The sequence below is a fragment of the Streptomyces sp. NPDC002779 genome, from assembly GCF_042888685.1.
GTDB lineage: Bacteria > Actinomycetota > Actinomycetes > Streptomycetales > Streptomycetaceae > Streptomyces.
This window is the reverse complement of sequence record NZ_JBIAQC010000001.1, coordinates 1,180,659-1,207,101: the sequence shown is the minus strand read 5'-3', so window position 1 is coordinate 1,207,101 and position 26,443 is coordinate 1,180,659. Positions and strand designations below refer to the sequence as shown.

Here is a 26,443-nt window from a genome sequence, read left to right as displayed (position 1 = left end):
GGTGCGGGTTGGTTGGGGCTGGGGTGGGGTGGGTTTCGCTGAGCCCCCGCTGGCGGGATGCCTCCCCCAGAGGGGGAACCCCCAGCCCACCAGTGCCGCCCCAGCGGCGGACGCCCGCAGCTACGCGGGTTGGGGGCGGCTGTCTGCAGCCGCGCGGGTGGGGGACGGTTGTCTGCGGCTGCGCGGGTTGGGCACGACGGCCCGCGGTTGCGCGGGTGGGGCGCTGGTGTCGCGGTGACGTGGGTGGGGCACGACGGCCTGCGGCTGCGTGGGCTGGGGGCGCGGCTGCCCGCGGTTGCGCGGGTCGGGTGTCGGTGCGCAGTGGCGTGGGTGGGGGCGGGTGCCTGTGGTTGCGCCGGTGGGGGCGCTGGTGTCGCGGTGGGGCGGGTGTCTGCGGCTGTGTGGGTGGAGGACACGACTGCCTGCGGCTGCGTGGGTTGGGGGCGGCTGTCCGTGGCTGCGTGGGTGGAGGTCGACGGCCCGCGGCTGCGTGCGTTGGGCACGGCTGCCTGTAGCTGCGTGGGCGGGGTTGTGGTGGGTGGGGGAGGCCGACATTGCGTCGGCATCGGGGGGGTCTGGGCGGGCGTAGCGTAGGTGGTATGACGACGTATGGATCTTTTCCGGGGACTCGGCCCCGGCGGTTGCGGGGTTCCGCTGTCATGCGGCGGATGGTTGCCGAGACCCGGCTGCATCCGGCCGACTTCATCCTTCCGGCCTTCGTGCGGGAAGGGGTCAGTGAGCCTGTGCCGATCGCCGCCATGCCGGGCGTCGTGCAGCACACCCGGGACAGCCTGAAGAAGGCCGCCGCCGAGGCCGTCGCCGCCGGCGTTTCCGGGATCATGCTCTTCGGCGTGCCCGAGGAGAGCAAGAAGGACGCCCTCGGCACCCCCGGGACCGACCCGGACGGCATTTTGCAGGTCGCCCTGCGGGACGTGCGCGCCGAGGTCGGTGACGAGCTGCTCGTGATGTCCGATCTGTGTCTCGACGAGACCACAGACCACGGACACTGCGGGGTGCTCGACGCCCAGGGGCGCGTCGACAATGACGCCACCCTGGAGCGGTACGCCGAGATGGCTCAGGTCCAGGCCGACGCCGGCGCCCATGTCGTCGGGCCCAGCGGGATGATGGACGGGCAGATCGGGGTCGTCCGGGACGCTCTGGACCAGATCGGCCGGGAGGACGTCGCCATCCTCGCGTACACCGCCAAGTACGCGTCCGCCTTCTACGGCCCCTTCCGCGAGGCCGTCGGCTCCTCCCTCCAGGGGGACCGCAAGACCTACCAGCAGGACCCCGCCAACGCCCGGGATTCCCTGCGGGAGTTGGCCCTCGATCTGGAGGAGGGGGCCGACATGGTGATGGTCAAGCCCGCCGGGCCCTATCTCGACATCGTCGCGCGCGTCGCGGACGCCGTGGACGTGCCCGTCGCCGCCTACCAGATCTCCGGCGAGTACTCCATGGTCGAGGCCGCCGCCGAGAAGGGCTGGATCGACCGGGACCGGGCCATCCTGGAGACGCTCACCGGGATCAAGCGGGCCGGAGCGCGGAACATCCTCACCTACTGGGCCACCGAGGCTGCTCAGAAGCTCCAGGAGCGTCAGTAGCCCAGCGCGTCCCGGAGGCCGGGCGTCCGTATCGCGGAAAGCTGCTTGTAGGCACCACCTAGCTCCTTACAGTGCGGGAAGCAGCCGTATCGCCAACGAGGAGCCGCCCCGTGACCGTCGTCGAGCCCGTGCCGTTCCGTTCCGCGCCCGTTCCGCCGCTCGCCTCCCGCGCCCGGTCGGTGGGAGGGTCGCCGGTACGCGACATCCTGGCCGTCACCGCGCGGCCCGAGGTGATCAACTTCGCCGGCGGGCTGCCGGCGCCGGAGCTGTTCGACGTGGCGGGGATCGCGGCGGCCTACGGGGCGGTGCTGGCCGACGTGCCCGCGCGGGCGCTCCAGTACGCCCCCACCGAGGGCGAGCCGGAGCTGCGGGCCGCGCTCGCCGCGCGGACGTCCGCGCGGGGGCTCGCCACCGACGCCGACGACATCCTCGTCACCACCGGCTCGCAGCAGGCGCTGTCCCTGCTCGCCACCGCGCTGCTGGAGCCCGGGGACACCGTGCTGGTCGAAAGCCCCTGCTATCTGGCGGCACTTCAGGCCTTCGCTCTCACCGGGGCGCGGCTCGTGGCGGTGCCGGGCGACGGGGACGGCGTCGACCCGGCCGCGCTGGAGGAACTGGTCGTCCGGGAGCGCCCCAAGCTGCTCTACACCGTCCCCACCTTCCAGAACCCGACCGGCCGCACCCTGCCCGCCGCCCGCCGGGCCGCCGTCGCCGCGGTGGCCGCCCGGCACGGGCTGTGGATCGTCGAGGACGACCCGTACGGCGAACTGCGCTTCGAGGGCGAGCGCGTGCCGTGGATCGCCGCCCACCCGGGCGCCGAGGACCGTACCGTCCTGCTCGGATCCTTCTCCAAGGTCATGGCACCCGGGCTGCGCCTGGGCTGGCTGCGCGCCCCGGCCGGGCTGCGCCGCGCCTGCACGGTCGCCAAGCAGGCCGCCGACCTGCACACCCCGACCGTCAACCAGCTCGCCGCCGCACGCTACTTGGCCGACCGGGACCTCGACGCCCACGTGGCCCGCGTCGCGCGCGTCTACGGCGAGCGGCGCGACGCCATGCTCGCGGGCCTGGCCGACGCCCTCCCGCCCGGCTCGACCTGGAACCGGCCCGAGGGCGGCATGTTCCTGTGGGCCCGGCTGCCCGAGTCGTACGACACGGCCGCCCTGCTGCCGAAGGTGGTGCGCGAGGACGTCGCCTACGTCCCCGGCGCCCCCTTCTACGCCGGCGAACCCGACCCCTCGACCCTGCGCCTGTGCTACGTGACGGAGACCCCGGAGCAGATCGCGGAAGGGCTGCGGCGGTTGGGCCGAGGGCTGCGGGACTAGGACGGAAGTCCCGGCGCTGTTGCGGCTGAGGTCCGCCGACGGGGGCGGGGGCGGCTGCCTAGGGTGAAGGCATGTCCGACACAGTGGAGTTCGACCTCGACGCGTATCTCGGCCGCATCGGATGGGACGGGGAGCGCAGGGCCGACCTGGCCACGCTGCGGGGGGTGCATCTGGCGCACTCCCGGTCCGTTCCGTTCGAGAACCTGGACGCGGTCAGCGGCAGGGCGCCCTCGCTGGAACTCGGCGACCTCATGGCCAAGTTGATCCACGGGCGCCGCGGCGGCTACTGCTACGAGCACAACACCCTCTTCCGGCACGCCCTGGAGGCCCTCGGCTTCCGGGTGACCACGCTGGCGGCCCGGGTCGTCCTCGGCGCGGACCGGCCCGAGAGCCGGCCCCGCACCCACATGACCCTGCTCGTCCAGGTCCCCGGCGAACCCGAGCCCTACCTCGCCGACGTCGGCTACGGAGCCCTCGGCGCGCTGCTGGAGCCGGTGCCGCTGAGGACCGGCGCCGAGTTCCGCGGCGCGGGCCGCCGGCACCGGCTCGTGCACGTCCCGCACCACGGGCCGCTGGAGCTGTGGATGCTGGAGTGGCACGACGGCAAGGACTGGGAGCAGCAGTACGCCTTCACCCTGGACCCCTTCGAGGAGCCCGACTACGAGGTGTTCAACTGGCACGTCGGGACCAACCCGCGCTCCCCGTTCACCCAGAGCCGCTACGTCCAGCGCGTCACCCCCGACCGCCATGTCCTGCTGCACGGCAACCTCCTCACCGAGACCCGCGCCGACGGCACGGTCAGCGCACGCGAGGTCGCGGACGAGGACGTCGAGCGGCTGCTGAAGGAGGAGTTCGGGATCGAGGCCTAGCCGGCGCGGGCGTCCACGCACTCCCGGCGGCCGTCGGCGGGCCAGAAGCAAGCGCGGACGGTGGCTCCGGGGGGCGTCGCGGTCATCGGCGTGTAGACGTAGGCGTCCGCGTCGATGCCGTCCTCGATCCGCCTGCCGCGGGTCGCGCCGCCCGCCTCCACCTCCAGCCGGTCCCCGACCCGCGTGCCCCACATCCGGCCCCAACTCGCCCCGCACGCCGGGTTGTAGCGCACCGCCACCCAGGCTCCGGAGGCCGTGCGGTGCTCGGCGAGGGTGGCGGGGCCCCTGCCGCAGCCCATGTGCATGGGGTCCTGCCCCTCGCAGGCGGCCCCTCGGCAGCGGGGGCCGGTGAGCGTGCCGGCGGGGGCGGCGGACGGTTCGGCGCCGTCGCCCGGCAGCAGGAGCAGGCCCGCCGCGACGACCCCGGCGAGCAGTACGACGCACCCGGCCACGAGCGGAACGCGTCGCCGCCGGCCTGCCGCGACGGGCGGCTCCGGCTCCTTCGCCCGGCCGCTCCACTCCGCCTCCGCGATCTCCCACAGCGCCAGATACCGGCCCTCGGGCTCCCGGGCGATCCGGCACAGCTCTTGCACGGCCCGCCGGGGCGGCAGCGTCTTGCCGTTGAGGTACCGCTCCCAGGACGACTTGCTGTACGTCGTCCGGCCCGCCAGCGCCGCCATGCTCAGGCCCGTACGCGACCGCAACTCCCGCAACTCGGCGGCGAGTCGGGCGCCGGTCATCCGCGCAGGGCCTTCCAGGTGTGCGGCCCGATGATGCCGTCCACGACCAGACCCTCCCGCTCCTGGATCCGCTTGACCGCGCCCTGCGTCAACGGGCCGTAGATCCCGTCGATCTCGCCCGCCGGGAACCCGGCCCGGCGCAGCAGGCACTGCGCCTCCGCTACCTCCGGGCCCGCCTGGCCGTACGCCAGGATCGCGTCCCGGGTACGGCTGTTGCCCGCGTACCAGCGGCCGTCCGCGCTCCGCTCGACCCGGCACTCGTAGGTGCGCTTGGACCGGGACGCCGACGCGGGCCTCGGAGGCGCCGCCGCGCGTTCCTCCCCGGAGCCGCCGTCCGTGAACCGCACGACCAGCACGACCGACGTGGCGATCGCCACCACCAGGGCCACCGCACCCGACACGAACACGACCCGCAGGCGCCGCGGTGCCTCCGGTGCCACCCGGCGCGCACCCCACGCCTCCGCGGCGACCTCGTGCAGGGCGAGCAGCCTCGTCGGATCGTCCCCGCCGACGCGGGCCAGCGCCGCCACGGCCTCCCGGGGCGGCAGCGACCGGCCGCCCAGGTACCGCTCCCAGGACTTCGCGCTGTACCCCGTCTTGACGGCCAGTTGCCGCATGCTCAGCCCGCTGTGGTCCTTCAGCCGGCGCAGGCGCACCACCAACTGGCGCACCTGCGGGCTCAATCCGGCGGGCAGCTCTCTCCAACGCGCCATGCCGGCAAGTACGGCCCCCACCGCCCCGCGGTTCCCGCCGCCGTCCGGAACCGGCCACCGCGGCCGTCCCGCGCCGCCGTCCCGGCCGACCGCGTCCCCGCAGGTCAGCGCGCGGGACGTCCCGGGAGGCCGTCACTTGCCCGGTGACCGTGGCGGGCGGCCGGCCCGACCCCGCAGTCTCGATGGCGACGCACCACTGTCCAATCGAAGGGGGAACACCATGGGAGCCATGACGAGGACCCTCGTCAGTCTGACCGCCGCCGCCGGGATCGCCGCGGGGGGCCTGGCCGCCACGGGCACCGCCCACGCGGCCTCCGCACCGGCCGCCCGGCCGGCCGTGAGCGCCGAGGCCGTCGCACCGCTCGCGGTCAACAACCTCGGCCTGAACACCACCCAGGCCAAGAACTGGCAGTGCTGGCTGCGCGACACGGGCTACAACCCGGGCGCGATCGACGGCCAGCTGGGCACCAACAGCTGGAAGGCGGCCCAGCGGAAGTTCAACGACCTGGGCCTGGGCGCCGGTGCCGTCGACGGAGTCGTCGGAACCAACACCGTCAAGGCGCTCCAGCGCTACCTGAACATCTTCGACTACGGCCTCACCGTCGACGGGGTCGCCGGAACGAAGACCAGGGCCGCCTTCGCCGACTTCAACTCCATCGGCTGCTGAGCGGGCCCGCACACGCCGCGGCCCGTCCTCCCAGCGGGGGAGAGGACGGGCCGCGGTCCCGCGTGCGCGGTTACAGCCGTGCGGGCGTCCGGATGCCCAGCAGGGCCATGCCCCGGTGGAGGGTGCGGGCCGTGAGGTCGCACAGCAGCAGACGGTTCTCCGCCACGTCCCTCGGCGGCTCCGGCTTGATCACCGGGCACTTGTCGTAGAACGTCGTGAACAGCGACGCCAGCTGGTACAGGTACGCGGCCAGTTTGTGCGGGGCGTACTCCGCCGCCGCCTCGAAGACCGTGTCGCCGAAGGCGTCCAGGTGCAGGCCGAGAGCCCGCTCGGCCGGGGCGAGTGCGAGCTCCGGGTGCGCGGCCGGCTCGGTCGCGCCCGCCTTGCGCAGGATCGACTGGATCCGGGCGTACGCGTACTGCAGGTACACGCTCGTCTCGCCGTTCAACGACACCATCTGGTCCAGGTCGAACTTGTAGTCCCGGTTCGGCGACGTCGACAGGTCCGCGTACTTCACGGCGCCGATGCCGACCTGCGCGGCCCGCTCCTGGATCTCGTCCTCGGTGAGGTCCCGCGCCTTCTCCCGTACGACCTCGGCGGCCCGCTGGGTGGCCTCGTCGAGGAGGTCCTCCAGCTTCACCGTCTCGCCCTCACGGGTCTTGAACGGCTTGCCGTCCGCGCCGAGCACCGTGCCGTAGCCCATGTTGTGCGCGGTGACGTGCTCGCCGAGCCAGCCCGCCCGGCGGGCCGTCTCGAAGACCATCTTGAAGTGCAGCGACTGGCGGACGTCCACCACGTACAGGAGCGTCGTCGCCTTCAGGTCGAAGACCCGGTTGCGGATCGCGGACAGGTCGGAGGCCGCGTAGCCGAAGCCGCCGTCCGCCTTCTGCACGATCAGCGGCACCGGCTGGTCGTCCTTGCCGCGGATCTCGTCGAAGAAGACCACGAGCGCGCCCTCGGAGCGCACGGCGACGCCGGACTCCTCCAGCAGCCGGGCCGTCTCCGGCATCAGGTCGTTGTACGCCGACTCGCCGACGATCTCCTCGTCCCGGACCCGCATGTCCAGCTTCTCGAAGACCGAGTAGAAGTAGACCTTCGACTCGTCCACGAACTGCTGCCACAGCTCCAGGGTCTCCCGGTCGCCGGACTGCAGGGCCACGACCCGCTTGCGCGCCCGCTCCTTGAACTCCTCGTCGGAGTCGAAGAGCGCGCGGGAGGCCTTGTACACCCGGTTCAGGTTCGACATGGCCTGCTCGCCGTCGACCTCCGAGGCGGGGGCCAGCACGCCGGGGTGCTCCAGCAGGTACTGGATGAGCATGCCGAACTGGGTGCCCCAGTCGCCGATGTGGTGCCGGCCGATCGTCTTCTCGCCGGTGAAGTCGAGCATGCCGCGCAGGGCGTCGCCGATCACCGCGGACCGCAGGTGGCCGACGTGCATCTCCTTCGCCACGTTCGGCTGGGCGTAGTCGATGACCGTGACGCCGGGGTTCTGCTTCGGCGCCACGCCGAGGCGGTCGGGGTCGGCGTACCGGGCGGCGAGGTTCTCGGTGATCGCCCTGTCGGTGAGCGTGATGTTGAGGAAGCCGGGGCCCGAGACCTCGACGTCCTTGATCACGTCGCCGGTGACGATGCTGCCGACGACCTGCGCCGCCAGCTCCCGCGGGTTCGCCTTGGCCTGCTTGGCCAGTGCGAGGACACCGTTCGCCTGGAAGTCGGCCCGGTCACTGCGTCGCAGCAGGGGGTCCGCGGAGGTCTCCGGCAGGGCGGCGGAGAGGGCGGCGGTGAGCTGCTGTTCGACGGAGTCGCTGAGGGACGTGACCGGAGCCATAGGAGTGGGTGCCGTTCTCCTCGTGGGAATCGATGGGCACGGTCAGTATCCCACGGGGGGTAAAGCCGTTTTTCCGGCCGCACGCAGGTCTGTGACAATGGAGCCTCACCCGTTCAGAAAGAAGGACGTGCCGATCGTGGCTCAGAGCACCGAGACCACCGACTGGGTCTCCCGTTTCGCGGATGAGGTCATCGAGGAGTCGGAGCGTCGGGCCCCGGGCAAACCGGTCGTCGTCGCGTCCGGGCTCTCCCCCTCCGGGCCCATCCACCTGGGCAACCTCCGTGAGGTCATGACCCCCCACCTCGTCGCGGACGAGATCCGGCGCCGTGGCCACCAGGTCAGGCACCTGATCTCCTGGGACGACTACGACCGCTACCGCAAGGTGCCCCAGGGCATCGCCGGGGTCGACGAGGAGGCCTGGACCGAGCACATCGGCAAGCCGCTCACCTCGGTGCCGGCGCCCAAGGGCTCCCCGCACCCGAACTGGGCCGAGCACTTCAAGGCCGCGATGATCGACTCGCTCGCCGAGCTGGGAGTGGAGTTCGACGGGATCAGCCAGACCGCGCAGTACACCTCCGGGGTGTACCGCGAGCAGATCCTGCACGCCATGAAGCACCGCGGCGACATCGACGCGATCCTCGACCAGTACCGCACCAAGAAGTCCCCCGCGAAGAAGCAGCAGCAGAAGCCCGTCGACGAGGCCGAGCTGGAGGCCGCCGAGGGTTCGGGGGCCGCGGCCGAGGACGACGGCTCCTCCGGCTCGGCCGGGTACTTCCCGTACAAGCCGTACTGCGGCAACTGCGAGAAGGACCTCACCACGGTCACCTCCTACGAGGACGAGACCACCGAGCTGTCGTACACCTGCAACGAGTGCGGCTTCGCGGAGACCGTCCGGCTGAGCGAGTTCAACCGCGGCAAGCTGGTGTGGAAGGTCGACTGGCCCATGCGCTGGGCCTACGAAGGTGTCGTCTTCGAGCCGAGCGGTGTCGACCACTCGTCCCCGGGGTCGTCCTTCCAGGTCGGCGGGCAGATCGTCGGGATCTTCGGCGGCCGGCAGCCCATCGGGCCGATGTACGCCTTCGTCGGCATCTCCGGCATGGCGAAGATGTCCTCCTCGCGCGGCGGCGTGCCCACGCCCGCGGACGCCCTCCAGATCATGGAGCCGCAGCTGCTGCGCTGGCTGTACGCCCGCCGCCGCCCCAACCAGTCCTTCAAGATCGCCTTCGACCAGGAGATCCAGCGGCTGTACGACGAGTGGGACAAGCTCGACGCCAAGGTCGCCGACGGCTCCGCCCTCCCGGCGGACGTCGCCGCGCACGCCCGTGCGGTGCGCACGGCCGCCGGGGAGCTGCCCCGGACGGCCCGGCCGATGCCGTACCGGACCCTCGCGTCCGTCGCCGACATCACCGCCGGGCACGCGGACCAGGCGCTGCGGATCCTGTCCGAGCTGGACCCGGCGAACCCGCTCGGCTCGCTGGACGAGGCCCGGCCGCGGTACGACAAGGCCGAGGCGTGGATCAACACGCATGTGCCCGCCGACCAGCGGACCATCGTGCGGTCCGAGCCCGACGCCGAGCTGCTGAAGTCGCTGGACGAGGCGTCCCGGCAGTCGCTGCGGCTGCTGCTCGACGGGCTGGCCTCGCACTGGTCGCTGGACGGGCTGACCCACCTCGTCTACGGCGTGCCCAAGGTGCAGGCCGGCTTCTCGGCCGACGCCACGCCCAAGGAGCTGCCGCCGGAGATCAAGACGGCTCAGCGGACGTTCTTCGCGCTGCTGTACCACCTGCTCGTCGGGCGGGACACCGGGCCCCGGCTGCCCACGCTGCTGCTGGCGGTGGGGCAGGAGCGGGTGCGGGCCCTGCTCGGGGAGTAGGCGGTACGTACGGAAAGGGGGCCCTCGGCTTGGTCGAGGGCCCCCTTTCGTGTGCCTGCTGTTTCTGTGCCTGTCAGGCGATGTGCTCGTCCGCCAGTTCCGCGTTGAGGCGGTTCGAGAAACGGTTCACCATGCGCTTGGCCTCGGCCTCGGGGAGCGTGACCCCGTAGGTCGCCTCCACGTCGGCCATGAAGCCGCGGGGCGTGGGGGCTCCGTTGCCGCTCTTTATCGACTCGCGGAAGACCTGGTAGTAGGCGTCCTCGTCCGGTTCGGCGGGGAGGGTGCCGCCGCCCTCGCCGAGTTCACGGGTGCGGCCGGGGGCGACGGGGATGGGGAAGCTGCCGGTTTCCTCCATGGAGGGCTCCGGGGTGGGGGGTTCCTCCTGGTGCCACTGGTCGAAGCCCGGGTCGTACGTGGGGTCGTAGCCGCCGTGGTACTCGATCTCTTCCGGGTGCCTGGCGTGCAGCCAGGGGCTCTCTTCCGGCTCGGGTTCGTGGTCGAGGTACTCGGGGTGCGGATCGCGGGGCAGTTCGGGGCGCTGCTCGCGGGCGGGCACCGCCGCGTCGGCGCGGCCGGCCGTGACCGGCTCGGGCCGGGGCGCCGGAGGGAGCAGGGCCGGTTCGATTCCCGCCGCCGCCAGGCCCGCCGGGGCCGTTTCCGCCAGGGGGACGCCGTAGCGGGCCAGGCGCAGGGGCATCAGGCTTTCCACCGGGGCCTTGCGGCGCCAGGACCGGCCGTAACGGGAGCGGAGGCGGGCCTGGTAGACCAGGCGCTCCTGCTCCAGCTTGATGACCTGCTCGTACGAGCGGAGCTCCCAGAGCTTCATGCGGCGCCACAGCAGGAACGTCGGGACCGGGCTCAGCAGCCAGCGGGTCAGCCGGACGCCCTCCATGTGCTTGTCGGCCGTGATGTCCGCGATCCGGCCGATCGCGTGCCGGGCCGCCTCCACCGAGACCACGAACAGGATCGGGATCACCCCGTGCATGCCGACGCCCAGCGGGTCCGGCCAGGCCGCCGCGCCGTTGAAGGCGATCGTCGCCGCCGTCAGCAGCCAGGCCGTCTGGCGCAGCAGCGGGAACGGGATGCGGATCCACGTCAGGAGCAGGTCCAGCGCCAGCAGGACGCAGATGCCCGCGTCGATGCCGATCGGGAAGACGTACGAGAAGTTCCCGAACCCCTTCTGCAGGGCCAGCTCGCGGACGGCGGCGTACGACCCCGCGAAGCCGATGCCGGCGATGATCACGGCGCCGAACACGACCACGCCGATGAGAACGCGGTGCATCCGGGTCAGCTGTATTGGCGCGGCCACCCGTACTCCCCTCCCTTACCTGGTGTTGCGCGCAACAGGGTGGCACATGTGTGCGGCGCACGTGGTGCCGGAGGGGGTCAGCTCTTCTTCGTCGCCGTGGCGGAGGGCTTCTTCGAGGGCGACTTCGAGGCCGAGCCGGAAGCCGACTTGGCCGGGTTCGCGCTCGCCGAGCCGCCGCCCGCGCCGTTCGCCTCCGTCACCGCGGCCACCGCCTCCTTGGCGGCCTTCTTCGCCAGCTTGGTGAGGGTGTCCGCGCTCGGGGTCTGCTCACCGGCGAGACCGGCGCCGTTGTAGTCGAGGGTGACGACGACGTTCTCGACGCGGGCCACGACCGACTGCTGCTTGAAGAGCCCTTCCTTCTTCTTCAGGTCGTAGCGCACGGCCGTCGCCTCGTCGCCCGTGCCGGTGACCGGCTCGGACTTGACGTTCTTCGCGCCGTCCACCGCCTGGACGTCCTCGACCTGCTTCGCGTAGTACTCCTGCGCCAGCTTGTCGCCCTCGCCGCGGGTGACGTCGGAGTCGAAGCGCAGCAGCGAGACGTTCAGCCAGCGGAACTGCGAGCCGTCCACGCCGTTGTTGTCCAGGCTGTTCCAGGAGCAACTGGCGCGCGCCGCCGTGTCGTTGGACGCGCCCTCCTTGCCCGACTTGCTCGCCTTCGGCACGAGATCGCTCAGGGTGCCCTTCGACAGCACGTCGCAGGCCTCGGGCAGCTTGCCGTACGCGGCGGCCTGCACCGTGGGCGACGGGCTCGCCGAGGCCGAGGCGCTCGCGGAGCTCTTGCTCGCGTCGTCCGTGCCGGAGTCCGAGGAGCAGCCCGCGGCGATCAGCATCACGGGGACGGCGGCCGCACCGACAACAGCGCGGGAAAGGCGCCTGGCTCGCTGGGGGCTCGGGTCACGCTGGACTGCTCGCTGCATGGTTCCTTCACTCATGAGACTCGTGGTTCCTGCCGTCGGATCGGGTCCGAGGGGCCACGGTACGCGGTGAGCACGGCGGGCGTTTCGGTTTCGCCGTCTTCGCGAACGGCCGCGAACGGACCTCAGCCGGCCAGCGCGTCCGCCAGCTCGGCCGCCAGATTCCGCGCCCTGTCCTGCATTTCCTTGCTGTCCGGGACGGTGCCGACGGTGGCCGGCTGCTCCTCGTACTGGATGGTCACGATGACGTTGGACGTGCGGAACGCCACAGTCACCGTGCGCTGCTGGACCGTCGAACCGGCGCTGCTCAACACGTCGTCCAGGAACGCCTCGTCGCCCACGTCGTCCAGGACGCGGGGCTGGAGGTCGGTGGGGGTGGCGGACGGCGAGGAGGAGGGGGAGGAAGAGGCGGGGTCCGGTTCCGAGGGGGTCGCCGAGGCGGACGCGGAGCCGCTCGGGGTGATGGTGGGGGCCACGGAGTCGGACTCGGTGACGGTCGGCACCGGGAGGTCGGCCGCCGTGCGCCGGCCGGCGAAGAGCTGCTCGGCCTGGGTGTCGTCGCTGACGCTGTTGTCGTAGGACACCACCCGCTCGAAGTCGATGAAGAGGTGGTCGGTGGCGTCGGCGGACTCCACCTTCCAGCGGCAGCCGACCTTGCGGTCGGTGTCGTAGGTGAGGGTGGCGGTGCCCTCGTAGGCCTTCTCGCGCTGGTTCGGGTCGGCGATCTGCGGGATGCCGGGCAGCAGGACGTCGAGGGTGTCGGCGCTGACCGCGCCGCAGGGTTCGGGCAGCGTGCGGTAGCGGCCGGGCTCGGCCGCCGTCGTCGCCGTACCGGAGTCGTCCGCGTTGGAGCCGTCCGTCGTGCCGGTGTCCGCGGAGCCGCCGGTGCAGCCGGCCAGCAGGGCCGCGAGGAGCGCGACGGCGCCGGATACGTACGCCTTCCGCTGCACGGTCGGCTCCTCTCGCTGCGGGTTAATCGTTTGCGGGGTGGGGGCGGCCCCTGCAGACAATGTGTATCGCACGCACTGCCGTGAACGCCGGTCCGTTGTCCCTTACGTTGACCTTGGCGCCGGTTTTGCGATTTAAGACTTGTGTTGCTTATCGGGGGAATGAGGACGATATGTCGTACGTGGAAATGCCCGGCGCGAAGGTTCCGATCCGGATGTGGACGGATCCGGCGACGGTGGAGGACGTGGCCCTCCAGCAGCTGCGGAACGTGGCGACCCTGCCGTGGATCAAAGGTCTGGCGGTCATGCCGGACGTTCACTACGGCAAGGGCGCGACGGTCGGCTCGGTGATCGCGATGCAGGGTGCGGTGTGCCCGGCGGCGGTCGGCGTCGACATCGGCTGCGGTATGTCGGCGGTCCGGACGTCCCTCACGGTGAACGATCTGCCGGGGGATCTGTCGAGGCTGCGGTCGAAGATCGAGCAGGCGATCCCGGTGGGCCGGGGCATGCACGACGACGCCGTCGACCCGACCCGGATGCACGCCTTCGGCACGGCCGGGTGGGACGACTTCTGGGGCCGCTTCGACGGAATCGCGGACGCGGTGAAGTTCCGGCAGGAGCGGGCCACCAAGCAGATGGGGACGCTGGGCAGCGGCAACCACTTCGTTGAAGTTTGTACGGACACCGAGGGTGCCGTCTGGCTCATGCTGCACTCCGGTTCGCGGAACATCGGCAAGGAACTGGCCGACTTCCACATCGGTGTGGCCCAGAAGCTGCCGCACAACCAGGGTCTGGTCGACCGCGACCTCGCCGTCTTCATCGCGGACACCCCGCAGATGGCGGCGTACCGCAACGACCTGTTCTGGGCGCAGGAGTACGCGAAGTACAACCGCTCGATCATGATGGCGCTCCTGAAGGACGTGGTCCGCAAGGAGTTCAAGAAGGCGCGGCCCACCTTCGAGCCGGAGATCAGCGCGCACCACAACTACGTGGCCGAGGAGCGCTACGACGGGATGGACCTGTTGGTCACCCGCAAGGGCGCGATCCGTGCGGGCTCCGGCGAGTACGGGATCATCCCGGGCTCGATGGGCACCGGTTCGTACATCGTGAAGGGCCTCGGCAACCCGCTGTCCTTCAACTCGGCCTCGCACGGCGCGGGCCGGCGCATGAGCCGTACCGCCGCCAAGCGCCGCTTCTCGACGAAGGACCTGGAGGAGCAGACGCGGGGCGTGGAGTGCCGCAAGGACTCCGGGGTCGTCGATGAGATCCCGGGTGCCTACAAGCCGATCGAGCAGGTCATCGATCAGCAGCGGGACCTCGTCGAGGTCGTGGCGAAGCTGAAGCAGGTCGTCTGCGTCAAGGGCTGACCGACCGCGGGGGCCCGGGCCGTTCTGGCTCGGGCCCTTTCGCGCGTCAGGCCAGCTTCTTCTCCAGCAGCAGCGTCACCGGGTACGGGCCTCTCAGGTCGCCCTGTTTCGTGGGGTGTTCGCCGACCACCTGGTAGCCCGCGGACTCGTAGTACGTGCGCAGGCGGGGGTTGGCGGTGGGGCAGGTCAGGCGGGCGTAGGGGCGGCCGGTTGTGGTGATGCGGGATTCCGCCTCGGCCAGCAGGGCTCGGCCCGTGCCCGGTGGGGCGGTGTGGGCAGTGGTCATCAGGCGGTGGATGTAACCGGCGTCGTCCGGGCGGGGGCCCCAGGCCTCGGGGTCGGTCCAGCACAGTTCCCAGGCGCCGGCCAGCCGGCCGCCCGCGTGGGCGAGCCAGACCTCGCCGTCCCGCATGCGGTCGAGGAAATGGGCCTCGTCCTTCTCGCCGGGCTTCCACTGGTCGATGCCGCGGGCCAGTTGCCACAGGGCCGCGGAGTCGTGGAGGCGGGCGAGGGTGCCGGTGTCGGTCACCACCGCCTTGCGGTAGGTCAACTGTGGCCAGGTGGCGGGGGGTTGTTCCAGGAGTGCGGTGCGCAGGGTGTGCGTGAGGGCCTGCGCGTCCAGGGACAGGGCCTTGGTGACGTAGTCCTCGAGCGAGCCGTAATGGGTGGTGAGGGAGGCCAGGAACAGGCGCATCACCGACTCGGGGGCGCGGCCGTAGCCCAGCCAGGTCGGTGTCCGGCCGTCGTTCCGCGCCCGCCACTCGGCGAGGAGCGCCGGGGCCGCCAGCTCCGTGAGGCTGAAGTCCTCGATGACGGTGTGGTCGTCGACGCCGAGCAGTCCCAGGACCAGGGCCGCCAGCAGTCCCGTACGGTCCTTGCCGGAGGCGCAGTGGAAGACCAGGGGCTGGTCCGCCTCGGCCGCATCGGCCACCAGTTCCAGGGCCCGGCGGATCTCCTCCGTGCCGTCCTGCGCCACCTCCAGGTAGCGCTCCGCCAGATACGGGCCCGGATCCACGTCGGCGGCGAGCGCGGGCTGGTCGTAGGGGCGGTGCTCGATGCTGAGGTTGTGGTAGGCGAGGCCGTCGTGGTGCGGGACGCGGCCGCGGCTCTCGATCTCCCAGGGATGGCGCAGGTCGATCACCGTGCGGATGCCCAGGGAGCGGAAGCGGGACCAGTCCGGGGTGGCTTCGGCCAGCTTGCTCAGGGAGTCCGCGCGGTAGAGGCGGGACGGGCGGACGCGGCGGCCGTCCGCGGCCGGATAGCCGCCCAGATCGCGGAAGTTGTGCAGGGCGTCGAAGCGTATGTGTCTGTCCACACGATCGTTCTACTGCCCGTTGTGTTGCGAAGCCCCCGGAAACGGAAAGGTCGTCACAGGTCGCGGTGCACCTTGGTGTTGGACGCCTGGGCGCGCGGGCGGACCACCAGCAGATCGATGTTGACGTGGCTGGGGCGGGTCACCGCCCAGGTGATGGTGTCGGCCACGTCGTCCGCGGACAGCGGCTCGGCCACGCCCTGGTAGACCTTGGCCGCCTTCTCCTCGTCGCCGCCGAAGCGGGTGAGCGCGAACTCGTCGGTCTTCACCATGCCGGGCGCGATCTCGATGACGCGGACCGGGCGGCCGACGATCTCCAGGCGGAGGGTCTCCGCCAGGACGTGGGCGCCGTGCTTGGCGGCGACGTACCCGCCGCCGCCCTCGTAGGTGCTGTGGCCCGCGGTGGAGGAGACGACGACCACCGTGCCGTCGCCGCTCGCCTCCAGCTTCGGGAGCAGGGCCTGGGTGAGGTTGAGGGTGCCGATGACGTTCGTCTCGTACATCGTGCGCCAGTCGGCCGGGTCGCCGGTGGCCACCGGGTCGGCGCCGAGGGCTCCGCCGGCGTTGTTCACCAGGACGCCGATGGTCCGGAAGGCGGTGGCGAACTCGTCGACCGCGGCGCGGTCGGTGACGTCCAGCTGGTAGGCCGCCGCCGAGTGGCCGGCCGCGCTGATCTCCTCGGCCAGCGCCTCGATGCGGTCCTTGCGGCGGGCGGTGAGGACGACCCGGTATCCGGCCGCCGCGAGCCGCCGTGCGGTGGCGGCGCCGATTCCGCTGCTCGCACCGGTGACGACGGCGATGCGGGAGGCGGCGGAGGGTGCGGCGGTGGCCATGGGGCTGCTCCTCGGGGCGGACCGGTGGAAGGTCTCGGGTCGGCGGACTGTCCGGCCAGGATAGGCGGGCGGTGGGACAATGAAACGGGTGATCCCCACTGTGGGAGGTGGACCATGGGACAGGCACGTGAGGTCATGGACCGGCTCACGGAAGCGATCACGTCGGCGGACCAGAAGACCATCGGCGAGCTCTACGCGCAGGACGCCGTCGCGATCACGCCGGACGGCGGTGAGCTGCACGGCCGGGAGGACATCGCCGCGTACTGGCGGCAGATGACGGAGGCGATGCCGGAGGCCAGGTTCGAGTCGGTGCACTCGTACGAGGTCGGTGACACGGCCATCGACGAGGGCATCTACACCGGCCGGAACACGGGGCCGATCCAGCTCCCCACCGGGGAGACGCTGCCCCCGACGCAGAAGGAGATCAGGATCCGCGGGGTGGACTTCGCCACCGTCGACGACACCGGACACATCGTCGACTACCGGCTCTACTTCGACGAGATGGAGTTCCTCGACCAGCTCGGCCTGCTGCCGCCCGGCTGATCCCCCGGCTCAGCCGCCTCGCGGGGCGTACATGATCACGGCCATCCCCGCGAGGCAGATCAGCGCACCCGTCACGTCCCACCGGTCGGGCCGGTAGCCGTCCGCGACCATGCCCCAGGTGAGGGAGCCGGCCACGAAGACCCCGCCGTACGCGGCGAGGATGCGCCCGAAGTCCGCGTCGGGCTGGAGGGTGGCCACGAAACCGTAGGCGCCGAGCGCGACGACGCCCGCGCCGATCCACAGCAGCCCGCGGTGCTCGCGCACCCCCTGCCAGACCAGCCAGGCGCCGCCGATCTCGAACAGGGCGGCGACGGCGAAGAGGGCTGCGGAGCGGGCGACGAGCATGCGCAGCAGCTTCGCATACGGCCGTCCGCGGGCCGTCACCTGATGGAGGGCGCCTGCGGCCCGCTCCGCGTGGGATACATCCGTACGACGAGATGACCGGCGGTGTGCGATCGCGGAGGAGTGGGCGGTATGCGGAGTGTGCGGGTGCTCGGGACCGGGGTCGCGGCGGTGCTGCTGGCGGCGGGCGGGGCGGCCGATGCCGGCGCCGCCGAAGGGCGGGAGGCGGATCTCGCCTATCACGGGGCCGCGTCCCTGGCCTTTGGTCAGGTCGACCTGCGGTTCACCCCGCGCAATCACGGACCGGCGGCGGTACCGGACGCGACGGTACGGCTGCGCTGGTCCGAGCCGCTCGCCGACCGGCAGGAACTGCCCGACGGGTGCGCCCGGTCCGGGGCGCGGGCGGTGCTGTGCCGGGTGGGGGCACTGGCGGCGGACGAGGCGGGGGAGCGGATCGGGCTGCGCGTCCAGCTCCACAAGGCCGCTTCCGAGGTGCGGCTGGAGATCGACACGGTGTGGAGCGGCGGGGCGGTGGACCGGAACCCGGACAACGACCGGCAGCGGGTGCTGATCCTGGACACCGGGGACGCGTACTACTTCTGAGGGGGCTGCCGGGCGGTGGGAATAGCGGGACCGGGGGTGCCGTTCCCAGGTATAGTTGAACAGTCAACAACCTGGAGGGTGAGCGGCCATGCAGTTCGGGATCTTCAGCGTCGGCGATGTCACACCGGACCCCACCACGGGCCGGACGCCGACCGAGCGGGAGCGCATCAAGGCCATGGTCGCCATCGCGCTGAAGGCCGAGGAGGTCGGTCTGGACGTCTTCGCGACCGGTGAGCACCACAACCCGCCGTTCGTGCCGTCCTCGCCGACCACGATGCTCGGCTACATCGCGGCCCGGACGGAACGGCTGGTCCTGTCCACCTCGACCACGCTGATCACCACCAACGACCCGGTGAAGATCGCCGAGGACTTCGCGATGCTCCAGCACCTGGCCGACGGCCGGGTCGACCTGATGATGGGCCGCGGCAACACCGGCCCGGTCTACCCCTGGTTCGGCAAGGACATCCGCGAGGGCATCAACCTCGCCATCGAGAACTACCACCTGCTCCACCGGCTGTGGCGCGAGGACGTGGTGAACTGGGACGGCAAGTTCCGCACGCCCCTGCAGGGCTTCACCTCCACGCCCCGGCCGCTGGACGGCGTACCGCCGTTCGTCTGGCACGGTTCCATCCGCTCGCCGGAGATCGCCGAGCAGGCCGCCTTCTACGGCGACGGCTTCTTCCACAACAACATCTTCTGGCCGGCCGACCACACCAAGCGGATGGTCGAGCTGTACCGGACCCGCTACGCCCACTACGGGCACGGCACCGCCGAGCAGGCGATCGTCGGACTCGGTGGGCAGGTGTTCATGCGGAAGAACTCCCAGGACGCGGTGCGCGAGTTCCGCCCGTACTTCGACAACGCGCCCGTCTACGGCCACGGGCCCTCGCTGGAGGACTTCACCGAGCAGACCCCGCTGACCGTCGGCTCGCCGCAGCAGGTCATCGAGAAGACCCTGTCCTTCCGCGAGTACGCCGGTGACTACCAGCGCCAGCTGTTCCTGATGGACCACGCCGGGCTGCCCCTGAAGACCGTGCTGGAGCAGCTCGACCTGCTCGGCGAGGAGGTCGTGCCGGTGCTGCGCGAGGAGTTCGCGAAGAACCGCCCGGCCGGTGTCCCGGAGGCTCCCACCCACGCTTCCCTCATCAAGAAGGCCCAGGAGGTGACCGTCGCATGAAGCTCGTCGTCGTCTCGGCGGGGCTGAGCGTCCCGTCCTCCACCCGGCTGCTCGGCGACCGTCTCGCCGCCGCGGCCGCCGGGCGGACCGGGGCCGAGGTCGAGGTCGTGGAGCTGCGCGACCTCGCGGTGGAGATCGCGCACAACTTCACAGGCGGCTTCCCTGGCCGGAAGCTGGCCGCCGCGCAAGACACGGTTACCCGGGCCGACGGGCTGATCGTCGTCACCCCGGTGTTCTCGGCCTCGTACAGCGGACTGTTCAAGTCGTTCTTCGACGTCCTGGAGCAGGACGCGCTGGCCGGGAAGCCGGTGCTGGTCGCCGCGACCGGCGGCACCGCCCGGCACTCGCTCGTCCTGGAACACGCCCTGCGCCCGCTCTTCGCCTACCTCAAGGCCGTGATCGTCCCGACCGGCGTCTACGCGGCCTCGGAGGACTGGGGAGCGGAGGGCCTGGACGGCCGCGTCGAGCGGGCCGCGGGTGAGCTGGCCGCGCTGATGAGCGGGCTGAGCACGACGAAAGCCGCCGGGGCGGAGCGTCTGGTGCCCTTCGCGGAACAGCTCGCCGCGCTGCGTCCCACGGGGTGAGAGGCCGGTAAGAGGCACCCCGGGTGAGCTGCTCGCCACACCGTAGGACGGGCCGGGTTGGCACACTGAACACCGTGCCTCAGACCGTGCTCCTCGCCGAAGACGACCGCGCCATCCGGCATGCCCTGGAGCGTGCCCTGACCCTGGAGGGCTACCGGGTCATCGCGGTCGCCGACGGCGTGGAGGCGCTGGCGCAGGCCCACACCGCACCGCCGGACGTGCTCGTCCTCGACGTGATGATGCCCGGCATCGACGGCCTCCAGGTCTGCCGGGTCCTGCGCGCCGAGGGCGACCGCACGCCGATCCTGATGCTGACGGCGCTGGTGGAGACCCAGGACCGGATCGCGGGCCTGGACGCGGGCGCCGACGACTACGTGGTCAAGCCCTTCGACGTCGAGGAGGTCTTCGCCCGCCTGCGGGCGCTGCTGCGCCGCACCGGACAGGCCGAGCCCCCGTCCGTCGCCGACGTACCGAAGCAGCCGGAGCCCGAGCCCGAGCGGGGTGTGGAGGCGGCCGGGCTGCGCATGGACCTCCAGGCGCGCCGGGCCTGGCGCGGCGGGCGCGAGCTGGAGCTCACCCGCACCGAGTTCGAGCTGCTGGAACTGCTGGTGCGCAACGCCGGGATCGTCCTCGACCACGCCACCATCTACGACCGCATCTGGGGCTACGACTTCGGCCCCGGCTCCAAGAACCTCGCCGTCTACGTCGGCTATCTGCGCCGCAAGCTCGACGAGCCCGGCGCCCCGCCGCTGATCCACACGGTGCGCGGGGTGGGTTACGTGCTCCGGGAGAACTGAGTGGCCCGCTTCGGCCGGCTGCTGCGGCGCCCGCGGCCCCGGCTGGTCTCCCTGCGCACCACCTTCGCGGTGTCCTTCGCCGCCGTCACCGCCGGGGTCACCGTCCTGGTCGGCATCCTGTCCTACAGCGCCGCCGCCCGGCTGGTGCGGGTGGACCAGCAGTCCGTGTTCGACGAGGTCGTGCAGGACGTGCGCAGCGAGGTCCGCAACCGGCGGATGGAACCCGTCGACTTCTCCTCCACCGCCCCCGGCCACGACCTGGTCCGCCCCGCCCGCACGGACGTGCAGGTCCTCGGCGCGGACGGCTCTGTCTACGACCCCGGCCGCCCCGGCCTGCCCGTCACCGACGCCGACCGGCGGATCGCCGCCCAGCAGGTCTCCGGGCGCACGGTCGTGCACGCGGACGTCGATGTCGGCGACGACGTCTACCGCGTCGCCACCGTCTCGTTCGGGGGCGGACGGGGAGCGGTGCAGATCGCGCAGGAGTTCAGCAACACCGAGGATCTGCTGCGCGCGCTCCAGCAGCGGACCCTGATCCTCATGTCGGCGGTCGTGGTCGCGGCCGGGCTGTTCGGGTGGTGGCTGGCCCGGCGCATCACCCGCCGGTTGATCGTCCTCACCTCCGCCGCGGAGGACGTGGCGCGGACCCGGCGGCTCGGCATCCAGGTGCCGGTCACCGGATACGACGAGGTGGGGCGTCTGGGGCGGGCCTTCGACCGCATGCTGGGACGGCTCGCCCAGTCCGAGGAGGACCAGCGGCGGCTGGTGCAGGACGCGGGGCACGAGCTGCGCACCCCGCTGACATCCCTGCGTACCAACATCTCGCTGCTGCGCCGTATCGAGGAGTTCCCGCCGCAGACCCGGGACGAGCTGGTCGCCGACCTCGCCCAGGAGGCGCTCGAACTGACCGACCTGGTCAATGAGCTGGTGGACCTGGCGGCCGGGCAGTCCGACTCGGAGCCGCCGCAACGGGTGGACCTCGCCGATGTCGCGGAGGACGTGGCGGGGCTCGCCCGGCGCCGCACCGGGCGGCGGATCGTGGTGCGGGCCAGTGGCGATACGACGACGGACGGGCGGCCGGGGATGCTGCAGCGGGCCGTGTCCAACCTGGTGGAGAACGCGGCGAAGTTCGACCGGGGCGGGACGGCGCCGATCGAGATCAACGTGGCGGGGCCCGCGGTGCACGGGACTGTCCGGGTGGAGGTGCTGGACCGGGGGCCCGGGATCACCGACGACGACCTTCGGCATGTGTTCGACCGGTTCTACCGGGCCGCGGATGCGCGGTCCCTGCCGGGGTCGGGGCTGGGGTTGTCGATCGTGCGGGAGGTTGCCTTCGCGCACGGGGGTGCGACGTTCGCTGCGCGGCGGGCGGGGGGTGGGTCTGTTATCGGGTTCACGGTGGGGGGTGGTTGAGTTGCGTGGTTGGGCGCGGGGCGGTGGGGGCTGAGCGCGCAGTTCCTCGCGCCCCTGGGTGGGTTCTAGCATCCGGCGTTATGTTGAGCCGTGAAGAGGCGCTTGGGCTGGACGCCATCGATGAGGCCGACGTCGGCCGTACCCTGCTCGAACTGATCGCGATACCCAGCGTCACCGGCACTCCCGCCGAATCCGAGATCCAGCATCACCTCGCCCGTCGCCTCGAACTCATCGGGCTGGACGTCGACTTGTGGTCCATGGATCTCGACGCTCTGCGCTCACACCCCGCCTTCCCCGGCTCCGAGGCCCCCCGCGACGAGGCCTGGGGCCTGGTCGGGACGACGGCCGGTGGGGACGGGCCGACCCTCGTCCTGCAGGGCCACGTCGATGTCGTACCCCCAGGAGACCCTGCCACCTGGCCCGGCGACCCCTTCGTCCCCCGGGTCACCGGAGATCTCGTGCACGGCCGCGGCGCCTGCGACATGAAGGCGGGACTGACCGCGCACCTCGCCGCGCTCGCCGCGATACGGGCGGCCGGGATCAGGCTGCGCGGGCGGGTCGCCGTGCACTTCGTCGTGGGGGAGGAGGACGGCGGGATCGGCGCCTTCGGGACCCTGGAACGCGGCTACCGCGGTGACGCCTGTGTCATCGCCGAGCCCACCGCGGGGAGCGTCATCACCGCCAACGCCGGTGCGCTGACCTTCCGCCTCGCGGTACCCGGCAAGTCGGCGCACGGCAGCTCGCGCGAGCAGGGCGTGAGCGCGATCGACGCCTATCTGCCGCTGCACCGGGCGCTGGCCCGCCTGGAGGCCGAGCGGAACAGGGACCCCGCGCCGCTGATGGCCGAGTACCCGATCCCGTACGGCCTCTCCGTCGGCACTCTGCGCGCCGGTGACTGGGCGAGCAGCGTGCCCGATCTGCTGGTGGCCGAGGGACGGCTCGGGGTGCGGCTGGGGGAGGAACCGGCCGATGCGCGCGCGGAGTTCGAGCGGTGTGTGGCGCGGGCGTGTGCCGAGGATCCCTGGCTGCGCGAGAATCCGGCTCAAGTGACCTGGCCCGGCGGGCAGTTCGCGAGCGGGGCGCTGCCGGACGGGCATCCGTTGGCGGAGCTGGTGCGGGACGCCCGGTCCGACGCCGTCGGCGACGGCAGGCCGCGGGTGCGGGGGGCGACGTACGGCAGTGATCTGCGCCTGTACGCCGGGGCCGGTATCCCCACGCTCCAGTTCGGGCCCGGTGACATCCAGGTCGCCCACAGTGCGCGGGAGCATGTCTCGGTGCGCGAAGTCGTGGCGGCGGCACGGACGTTGGTGCCGGTGATCCTGCGGACCGTGGGGACGAGGTGAGCACCGGCGCCCGCGAGCGGGCCGGACGCCGGTGCCGTGGGGTTACGGGGTGACCGCGGTGCCGCCGAACGTCACCACCAGGCGGCCGTCCGGGGCGAAGGACCAGCCGAGGGCGCCGTCGTAGGAGGAGCAGCGGGAGCCGTTCGTACCGGACCAGAACTGGTTGGTGGCGTCGGAGTTGCCGATGATCCGGTCGTTCGTGCCGCTGCTGAAGCGGCAGGAGGTGTTGTTGCGGAACACCGAAGTGCCCGCGTCGAAGTTGAAGTTGCGCTCGGTGTTGTCGACGCTGACGTTGTCGGAGATCGTCATCGTGCCCGGGTTGCTGTTGTAGGTGAACCCGTGCTTGCCGTTGTCGACGGCGAAGCTGCGCCGCACGATGTGGTTGACGGGCACGTTCTCGCCGCCGAGCTTGTAGCCGTTGCGGTCGCCGGCGCCGGCCTGGGAGCCGTCGCTGAGGGTGCCGTTCTCGTAGGCGAGGGAGTCCTCGACGGTCACCGGGCCGATGGGGTCCTGGTCGGCGTAGGTGTACAGGTCCCAGCCGTCGTCGATGTTGTGGTGGGCGACGGCGTGGCGGAAGACGTTGCCGGTGCCCGTGGTGAGCTTCGCGGCGAAGCCGTCGGCGTCCTCGCCGTCCGAGTCGGCGTTGTCGTGCGACTCGGCGCTCAGGATGAGGTTGTTGGACGGCCACTGGGCGGTCGGCGTGGTGGAGGTCATCCGGCCGAGCTGGAGTCCGGTGTCGCGGTTGAAGCGGGTCACCGTGCGCTCGATGACGTTGTTGCTGCCGCCGACGAAGATGCCGTTGTCCCCGGCCCGTTCCACGATCAGGCCCTTGATGTGCCAGTACGAGGCGTTGAGCTGGAGCCCGCGGTTGGCCGAACTCTCGATCTGTGCGGAGAAGTTGAGCACCGGGGTCTCGCCCGGGTAGGCGGCCAGGGTGGTGCGGGCACCGGCGGTGCCGTTCTGGCCCGCCGGGACGGTGACCGTCGAGGGCTGGCGGTACGTCCCTCCGCGCAGGTAGATCGTGCCGCCCGCGGAGATCCGGCTGATCGCCGAGGTGAGGGTGGTCGGGGCCGACTGGGTGCCGGCCGCGCTGTCGGTGCCGTTCGGGGCGGCGTAGAGCGTGGCGCCGGTCGGCGGCGGGGTGTCGCCGGTGACGACGTCCAGGTGGTCGAGGTTGGGCAGGCCGGTCGCGGTGGTCGGGCTGAGGCGGACGGTGTTGCTGCCCGCGGCGAGCGGGACGGTCAGCGTCTTGGTGGTCCAGGCCGACCAGGTGCCGGTGCCCTCGAAGGACGGGGTCTGCACGGTGGTGCCGTTGACGATCAGGTTCGCCGGGCGGGGGGTGGTGGTGCCGTTGGCGAAGCGGACGTTCAGGGTGGCGGTGCCGGCGGTGGCCGCGTTCACGGTGAACTGGACGTACGCGCCGGTGGCGTTGGTGCCGTTGCAGAAGCCGCTGCCGGAGTACCCGGGCCAGTCGGAGTCGATGGTGCCGGTGCAGACGGCGGCCTCGGCCTCGTACCGGGTGGTCGCGGCCTGTGCCGGGTTGCCGGACAGCGCGACCAGCGCACCGGCGAGCAGTGCGGCGCACGCGAGGGCGGGTCTCAAGTGCATCGGGTGCCTCCAGGCTCTTGGGAGCAAGCGCTTTCTCCCCGGAAGCTTGGGAGTTGTGTTGTGTGCGCGTCAATATCCGGGTAGTTGATTCTTATTCACGGACATGAACACCGGAACGCCGTGGTGTGGGTCACAGGCTCGGGATTGAGTGCGGGGCGGGGGCGGACGTCGTACCCACGCCTGACGGGACGTGCCCGGATGCGAGGATGAGGCGCTGTGACAGCAGGGTGGGGTACGCGCACGACACGGGCCGCGGTGTTCGCGGCCGTGTGCGTGCTGCTCGCCGCCCTGGGGCACGTCCTGATGTCCGGCAGCCATGTGCCCGCGTGGACGCTGGCGGCCGGGGTGGCCGGCGCCGGGGCCGTGGGGTGGTGCCTGGCGGGCCGCGAGCGTGGGCTGCCGCTGGTCGTGACGGTCGTGGTGGCCGCGCAGACGGGGCTGCACTCGGTGTTCTCCTGGGCGCAGTCGGCGTCTGGCGGGTTGGGTGCGTCCGGTGCGTCTGGCGGGTCTGGTGCGTCCGGCGGGTCCGGTTCGTCCGGCGCGTCCGGTGCGGATATGGGTGCGGGGCACGTGCACTCCATGGGTGCCATGGATATGGGGCACATGCATCACGGGAGTTCGATGACGGCCGCGGTGCCGTCGCCGGCGGAGGTGTCTCCGTCGGTGGGGATGCTCGCCGCCCATCTGCTCGCCGCCCTGCTGTGCGGGTTGTGGCTGGCGTACGGCGAGAAGGCCGCGTTCCGCATCCTGCGGGCGGTGGCCGGATGGCTGGCCGCGCCGCTGCGGCTGCTGCTCGCCCTGCCCGCCCCCGCCGACCTCACCCCGCGCCCACGCCTCGACCGGGGCCGCGCGGACCGCGTACCGCGCCTTCTCCTCGTACACGCGATCACCTCTCGGGGTCCGCCGGTGGGGCCCGCTGTCGCCTGACGACAGCCGGCGCTTACGGCCCTGTGGCCGTACCCCCACATCCCTCACCGGGTCCCTGACCGCCACGCCTGCCCGCACCGCACGCCGCGGTCCGGACTCGGGACGACCCGAAGGACAACAGGTGATCGCTCCTGCCTTGCCGGAAACGCCGCCGTGCGCGTGGAAACCGGTGGCAACCGTCCCGCACGCCCCGAACCCCCTTCCGTACCACCCCGCACCCCCCAGATCCGCCGCCCTCGACGATGCGATAACCGGGTGGGCGCTTGCCGCGCGTGCCGGGGACTCCGTTGCCGTCGAGCGGTTCGTGGGGGCGCTGCAGCGGGATGTGGTGCGGTATGTCGCGCACCTCGGGGCTGATCCCCAGGCTGTGGACGACCTCGCGCAGGACACGTTCCTGCGGGCGCTCGGCAGTCTGCACCGCTTCGAGGGGCGTTCCTCGGCCCGGTCCTGGCTGCTGGCCATCGCCCGGCGCGCGGTGATCGACAGTTATCGTCGTGCGGCCGCGCGGCCCCGCCTGTGCGACGTAGCGGACTGGCGGCTGGCCGTGGAGAACGCTCAGCCGCGAGGCGTGCCCGGGTTCGACGACGGGGTCGTCCTGCGCGATCTGCTGGCCGCGCTGCCCGTCGAGCGCCGGGAGGCGTTCGTGCTCACCCAGTTGCTCGGCCTGCCGTACGAGGAGGCCGCCGCGGTGAGCGACTGCCCGGTCGGGACCGTGCGTTCGCGGGTGGCGCGGGCGCGGGCGGCGCTGCTGGAGGCCGTGCGTCAGGCGGCGTGAGCCGGGGGAGGGGTGCCGGGTCTCCGGCACCCCGTT

General features: G+C 71.9%; 25 protein-coding genes. 15 read left to right on the top strand and 10 right to left on the bottom strand.

Annotation, left to right across the window (positions count from 1 at the left end):
- Positions 1 to 599: 599 nt before the first annotated feature.
- The 3 genes from hemB (at position 600) to ACFYW5_RS05530 (ending at position 3,792) form a co-directional block, all read left to right on the top strand.
- Positions 600 to 1,601: a porphobilinogen synthase gene (gene hemB, locus ACFYW5_RS05540; RefSeq protein ID WP_389415587.1), complete on the top strand. Its 1,002-nt coding sequence runs from the start codon at positions 600 to 602 to the stop codon at positions 1,599 to 1,601.
- Between the two features lie 110 nt (positions 1,602 to 1,711).
- On the top strand, positions 1,712 to 2,923 hold the full coding sequence (locus ACFYW5_RS05535) for a PLP-dependent aminotransferase family protein (protein WP_389415586.1): 1,212 nt from the start codon (positions 1,712 to 1,714) through the stop codon (positions 2,921 to 2,923).
- 71 nt (positions 2,924 to 2,994) lie between these two features.
- Positions 2,995 to 3,792: an arylamine N-acetyltransferase gene (locus ACFYW5_RS05530; RefSeq protein ID WP_389415585.1), complete on the top strand. Its 798-nt coding sequence runs from the start codon at positions 2,995 to 2,997 to the stop codon at positions 3,790 to 3,792.
- On the opposite strand, the gene ACFYW5_RS05525 is transcribed toward ACFYW5_RS05530, so the two are convergent.
- Together ACFYW5_RS05525 and ACFYW5_RS05520 are read right to left on the bottom strand one after the other, a co-directional pair.
- Positions 3,789 to 4,532, bottom strand: coding sequence for a helix-turn-helix domain-containing protein (locus ACFYW5_RS05525; protein ID WP_389415584.1), 744 nt, complete (start codon positions 4,530 to 4,532; stop codon positions 3,789 to 3,791). The genes ACFYW5_RS05530 and ACFYW5_RS05525 overlap by 4 nt on opposite strands.
- Complete coding sequence (locus tag ACFYW5_RS05520) at positions 4,529 to 5,245, bottom strand: peptidoglycan-binding protein (protein ID WP_389415583.1); 717 nt, start codon at positions 5,243 to 5,245, stop codon at positions 4,529 to 4,531. The genes ACFYW5_RS05525 and ACFYW5_RS05520 overlap by 4 nt, the downstream gene beginning before the upstream one ends.
- 229 nt (positions 5,246 to 5,474) lie before the next feature.
- Here ACFYW5_RS05520 and ACFYW5_RS05515 point away from each other — a divergent pair, with 229 nt between their 5' ends.
- Positions 5,475 to 5,912, top strand: coding sequence for a peptidoglycan-binding protein (locus tag ACFYW5_RS05515; protein WP_389415582.1), 438 nt, complete (start codon positions 5,475 to 5,477; stop codon positions 5,910 to 5,912).
- Between the two features lie 70 nt (positions 5,913 to 5,982).
- On the opposite strand, the gene argS is transcribed toward ACFYW5_RS05515, so the two are convergent.
- Complete coding sequence (gene argS / locus ACFYW5_RS05510; RefSeq protein ID WP_389415581.1) at positions 5,983 to 7,740, bottom strand: arginine--tRNA ligase; 1,758 nt, start codon at positions 7,738 to 7,740, stop codon at positions 5,983 to 5,985.
- Positions 7,741 to 7,867: 127 nt separating this feature from the next.
- Between argS and lysS the strand changes: the two genes are divergently transcribed.
- On the top strand, positions 7,868 to 9,613 hold the full coding sequence (gene lysS / locus ACFYW5_RS05505) for a lysine--tRNA ligase (RefSeq protein WP_389415580.1): 1,746 nt from the start codon (positions 7,868 to 7,870) through the stop codon (positions 9,611 to 9,613).
- Between the two features lie 73 nt (positions 9,614 to 9,686).
- Here the strand turns inward: lysS and ACFYW5_RS05500 are convergent, their stop codons facing one another.
- The 3 genes from ACFYW5_RS05500 to ACFYW5_RS05490 all read right to left on the bottom strand — a co-directional run bounded on the left by ACFYW5_RS05500 (position 9,687) and on the right by ACFYW5_RS05490 (position 12,786).
- On the bottom strand, positions 9,687 to 10,922 hold the full coding sequence (locus ACFYW5_RS05500; protein ID WP_389415579.1) for a DUF2637 domain-containing protein: 1,236 nt from the start codon (positions 10,920 to 10,922) through the stop codon (positions 9,687 to 9,689).
- 77 nt (positions 10,923 to 10,999) lie between these two features.
- Positions 11,000 to 11,854 carry a DUF3558 family protein gene (locus tag ACFYW5_RS05495; protein WP_389415578.1) on the bottom strand — a complete coding sequence of 285 codons (855 nt, stop codon included), beginning with the start codon at positions 11,852 to 11,854 and terminating at the stop codon, positions 11,000 to 11,002.
- 107 nt (positions 11,855 to 11,961) lie between these two features.
- The gene (locus tag ACFYW5_RS05490; protein WP_389415577.1) at positions 11,962 to 12,786 is read right to left on the bottom strand and encodes a DUF3558 domain-containing protein; all 825 of its coding nucleotides are present in this window, start codon (positions 12,784 to 12,786) and stop codon (positions 11,962 to 11,964) included.
- Between the two features lie 170 nt (positions 12,787 to 12,956).
- On the opposite strand from ACFYW5_RS05490, the gene ACFYW5_RS05485 reads away from it, so the two are divergent.
- Complete coding sequence (locus ACFYW5_RS05485; RefSeq protein WP_389415576.1) at positions 12,957 to 14,150, top strand: RtcB family protein; 1,194 nt, start codon at positions 12,957 to 12,959, stop codon at positions 14,148 to 14,150.
- A gap of 46 nt (positions 14,151 to 14,196) precedes the next feature.
- Here the strand turns inward: ACFYW5_RS05485 and ACFYW5_RS05480 are convergent, their stop codons facing one another.
- Positions 14,197 to 15,465 carry a tyrosine-protein phosphatase gene (locus tag ACFYW5_RS05480; RefSeq protein ID WP_389415575.1) on the bottom strand — a complete coding sequence of 423 codons (1,269 nt, stop codon included), beginning with the start codon at positions 15,463 to 15,465 and terminating at the stop codon, positions 14,197 to 14,199.
- 53 nt (positions 15,466 to 15,518) lie between these two features.
- Positions 15,519 to 16,295 carry an SDR family NAD(P)-dependent oxidoreductase gene (locus tag ACFYW5_RS05475; protein WP_389415574.1) on the bottom strand — a complete coding sequence of 259 codons (777 nt, stop codon included), beginning with the start codon at positions 16,293 to 16,295 and terminating at the stop codon, positions 15,519 to 15,521.
- Positions 16,296 to 16,409: 114 nt separating this feature from the next.
- Between ACFYW5_RS05475 and ACFYW5_RS05470 the strand changes: the two genes are divergently transcribed.
- Complete coding sequence (locus ACFYW5_RS05470; RefSeq protein WP_389415573.1) at positions 16,410 to 16,838, top strand: ester cyclase; 429 nt, start codon at positions 16,410 to 16,412, stop codon at positions 16,836 to 16,838.
- Between the two features lie 9 nt (positions 16,839 to 16,847).
- Here ACFYW5_RS05470 and ACFYW5_RS05465 read toward each other — a convergent pair whose 3' ends face one another.
- Positions 16,848 to 17,183, bottom strand: a complete 336-nt coding sequence (locus tag ACFYW5_RS05465; RefSeq protein ID WP_389415653.1) for a YnfA family protein — start codon at positions 17,181 to 17,183, stop codon at positions 16,848 to 16,850.
- A gap of 129 nt (positions 17,184 to 17,312) precedes the next feature.
- Between ACFYW5_RS05465 and ACFYW5_RS05460 the strand changes: the two genes are divergently transcribed.
- From ACFYW5_RS05460 to ACFYW5_RS05435, 6 genes are all read left to right on the top strand, one after another.
- The gene (locus ACFYW5_RS05460; protein WP_389415572.1) at positions 17,313 to 17,783 is read left to right on the top strand and encodes a hypothetical protein; all 471 of its coding nucleotides are present in this window, start codon (positions 17,313 to 17,315) and stop codon (positions 17,781 to 17,783) included.
- Between the two features lie 88 nt (positions 17,784 to 17,871).
- Positions 17,872 to 18,960 (top strand): LLM class flavin-dependent oxidoreductase, encoded by a 1,089-nt coding sequence (locus ACFYW5_RS05455; RefSeq protein ID WP_389415571.1) that lies wholly within the window; start codon positions 17,872 to 17,874, stop codon positions 18,958 to 18,960.
- Entirely contained in the window at positions 18,957 to 19,544 is a 588-nt protein-coding gene (locus tag ACFYW5_RS05450; protein ID WP_389415570.1) for a CE1759 family FMN reductase, read from the top strand. The genes ACFYW5_RS05455 and ACFYW5_RS05450 overlap by 4 nt, the downstream gene beginning before the upstream one ends.
- Before the next feature lie 74 nt (positions 19,545 to 19,618).
- Positions 19,619 to 20,341 carry a response regulator transcription factor gene (locus ACFYW5_RS05445; protein ID WP_389415569.1) on the top strand — a complete coding sequence of 241 codons (723 nt, stop codon included), beginning with the start codon at positions 19,619 to 19,621 and terminating at the stop codon, positions 20,339 to 20,341.
- Positions 20,342 to 21,754 carry an ATP-binding protein gene (locus ACFYW5_RS05440; RefSeq protein ID WP_389415568.1) on the top strand — a complete coding sequence of 471 codons (1,413 nt, stop codon included), beginning with the start codon at positions 20,342 to 20,344 and terminating at the stop codon, positions 21,752 to 21,754.
- A gap of 80 nt (positions 21,755 to 21,834) precedes the next feature.
- A complete protein-coding gene (locus tag ACFYW5_RS05435; RefSeq protein WP_389415567.1) occupies positions 21,835 to 23,097 on the top strand; it encodes an ArgE/DapE family deacylase in 1,263 nt (420 codons plus the stop codon).
- 42 nt (positions 23,098 to 23,139) lie between these two features.
- Here ACFYW5_RS05435 and ACFYW5_RS05430 read toward each other — a convergent pair whose 3' ends face one another.
- Positions 23,140 to 24,705, bottom strand: a complete 1,566-nt coding sequence (locus ACFYW5_RS05430; protein ID WP_389415566.1) for a carbohydrate-binding protein — start codon at positions 24,703 to 24,705, stop codon at positions 23,140 to 23,142.
- Positions 24,706 to 24,921: 216 nt separating this feature from the next.
- On the opposite strand from ACFYW5_RS05430, the gene ACFYW5_RS05425 reads away from it, so the two are divergent.
- A complete protein-coding gene (locus ACFYW5_RS05425) occupies positions 24,922 to 25,632 on the top strand; it encodes a hypothetical protein (protein ID WP_389415565.1) in 711 nt (236 codons plus the stop codon).
- A 247-nt stretch (positions 25,633 to 25,879) separates the two neighbouring features.
- Positions 25,880 to 26,407 carry a sigma-70 family RNA polymerase sigma factor gene (locus tag ACFYW5_RS05420; RefSeq protein WP_389415652.1) on the top strand — a complete coding sequence of 176 codons (528 nt, stop codon included), beginning with the start codon at positions 25,880 to 25,882 and terminating at the stop codon, positions 26,405 to 26,407.
- The last annotated feature ends 36 nt before the right edge of the window (positions 26,408 to 26,443 follow it).

Excerpts from the sequence above, each read along its gene's own strand:
- ACFYW5_RS05470 (WP_389415573.1), top strand. The coding sequence starts at position 16,410 with ATGGGACAGGCACGTGAGGTCATGGACCGGCTCACGGAAGCGATCACG.
- hemB (WP_389415587.1), top strand. The coding sequence starts at position 600 with ATGACGACGTATGGATCTTTTCCGGGGACTCGGCCCCGGCGGTTGCGG.
- ACFYW5_RS05515 (WP_389415582.1), top strand. The coding sequence starts at position 5,475 with ATGACGAGGACCCTCGTCAGTCTGACCGCCGCCGCCGGGATCGCCGCG.
- ACFYW5_RS05520 (WP_389415583.1), bottom strand. The coding sequence starts at position 5,245 with ATGGCGCGTTGGAGAGAGCTGCCCGCCGGATTGAGCCCGCAGGTGCGC.
- ACFYW5_RS05455 (WP_389415571.1), top strand. The coding sequence starts at position 17,872 with ATGCAGTTCGGGATCTTCAGCGTCGGCGATGTCACACCGGACCCCACC.
- ACFYW5_RS05465 (WP_389415653.1), bottom strand. The coding sequence starts at position 17,183 with ATGCTCGTCGCCCGCTCCGCAGCCCTCTTCGCCGTCGCCGCCCTGTTC.
- ACFYW5_RS05525 (WP_389415584.1), bottom strand. The coding sequence starts at position 4,532 with ATGACCGGCGCCCGACTCGCCGCCGAGTTGCGGGAGTTGCGGTCGCGT.
- ACFYW5_RS05475 (WP_389415574.1), bottom strand. The coding sequence starts at position 16,295 with ATGGCCACCGCCGCACCCTCCGCCGCCTCCCGCATCGCCGTCGTCACC.
- ACFYW5_RS05460 (WP_389415572.1), top strand. The coding sequence starts at position 17,313 with ATGCGGAGTGTGCGGGTGCTCGGGACCGGGGTCGCGGCGGTGCTGCTG.
- ACFYW5_RS05430 (WP_389415566.1), bottom strand. The coding sequence starts at position 24,705 with ATGCACTTGAGACCCGCCCTCGCGTGCGCCGCACTGCTCGCCGGTGCG.
- ACFYW5_RS05495 (WP_389415578.1), bottom strand. The coding sequence starts at position 11,854 with ATGAGTGAAGGAACCATGCAGCGAGCAGTCCAGCGTGACCCGAGCCCC.
- ACFYW5_RS05435 (WP_389415567.1), top strand. The coding sequence starts at position 21,835 with ATGTTGAGCCGTGAAGAGGCGCTTGGGCTGGACGCCATCGATGAGGCC.
- ACFYW5_RS05485 (WP_389415576.1), top strand. The coding sequence starts at position 12,957 with ATGTCGTACGTGGAAATGCCCGGCGCGAAGGTTCCGATCCGGATGTGG.
- ACFYW5_RS05530 (WP_389415585.1), top strand. The coding sequence starts at position 2,995 with ATGTCCGACACAGTGGAGTTCGACCTCGACGCGTATCTCGGCCGCATC.
- ACFYW5_RS05450 (WP_389415570.1), top strand. The coding sequence starts at position 18,957 with ATGAAGCTCGTCGTCGTCTCGGCGGGGCTGAGCGTCCCGTCCTCCACC.
- argS (WP_389415581.1), bottom strand. The coding sequence starts at position 7,740 with ATGGCTCCGGTCACGTCCCTCAGCGACTCCGTCGAACAGCAGCTCACC.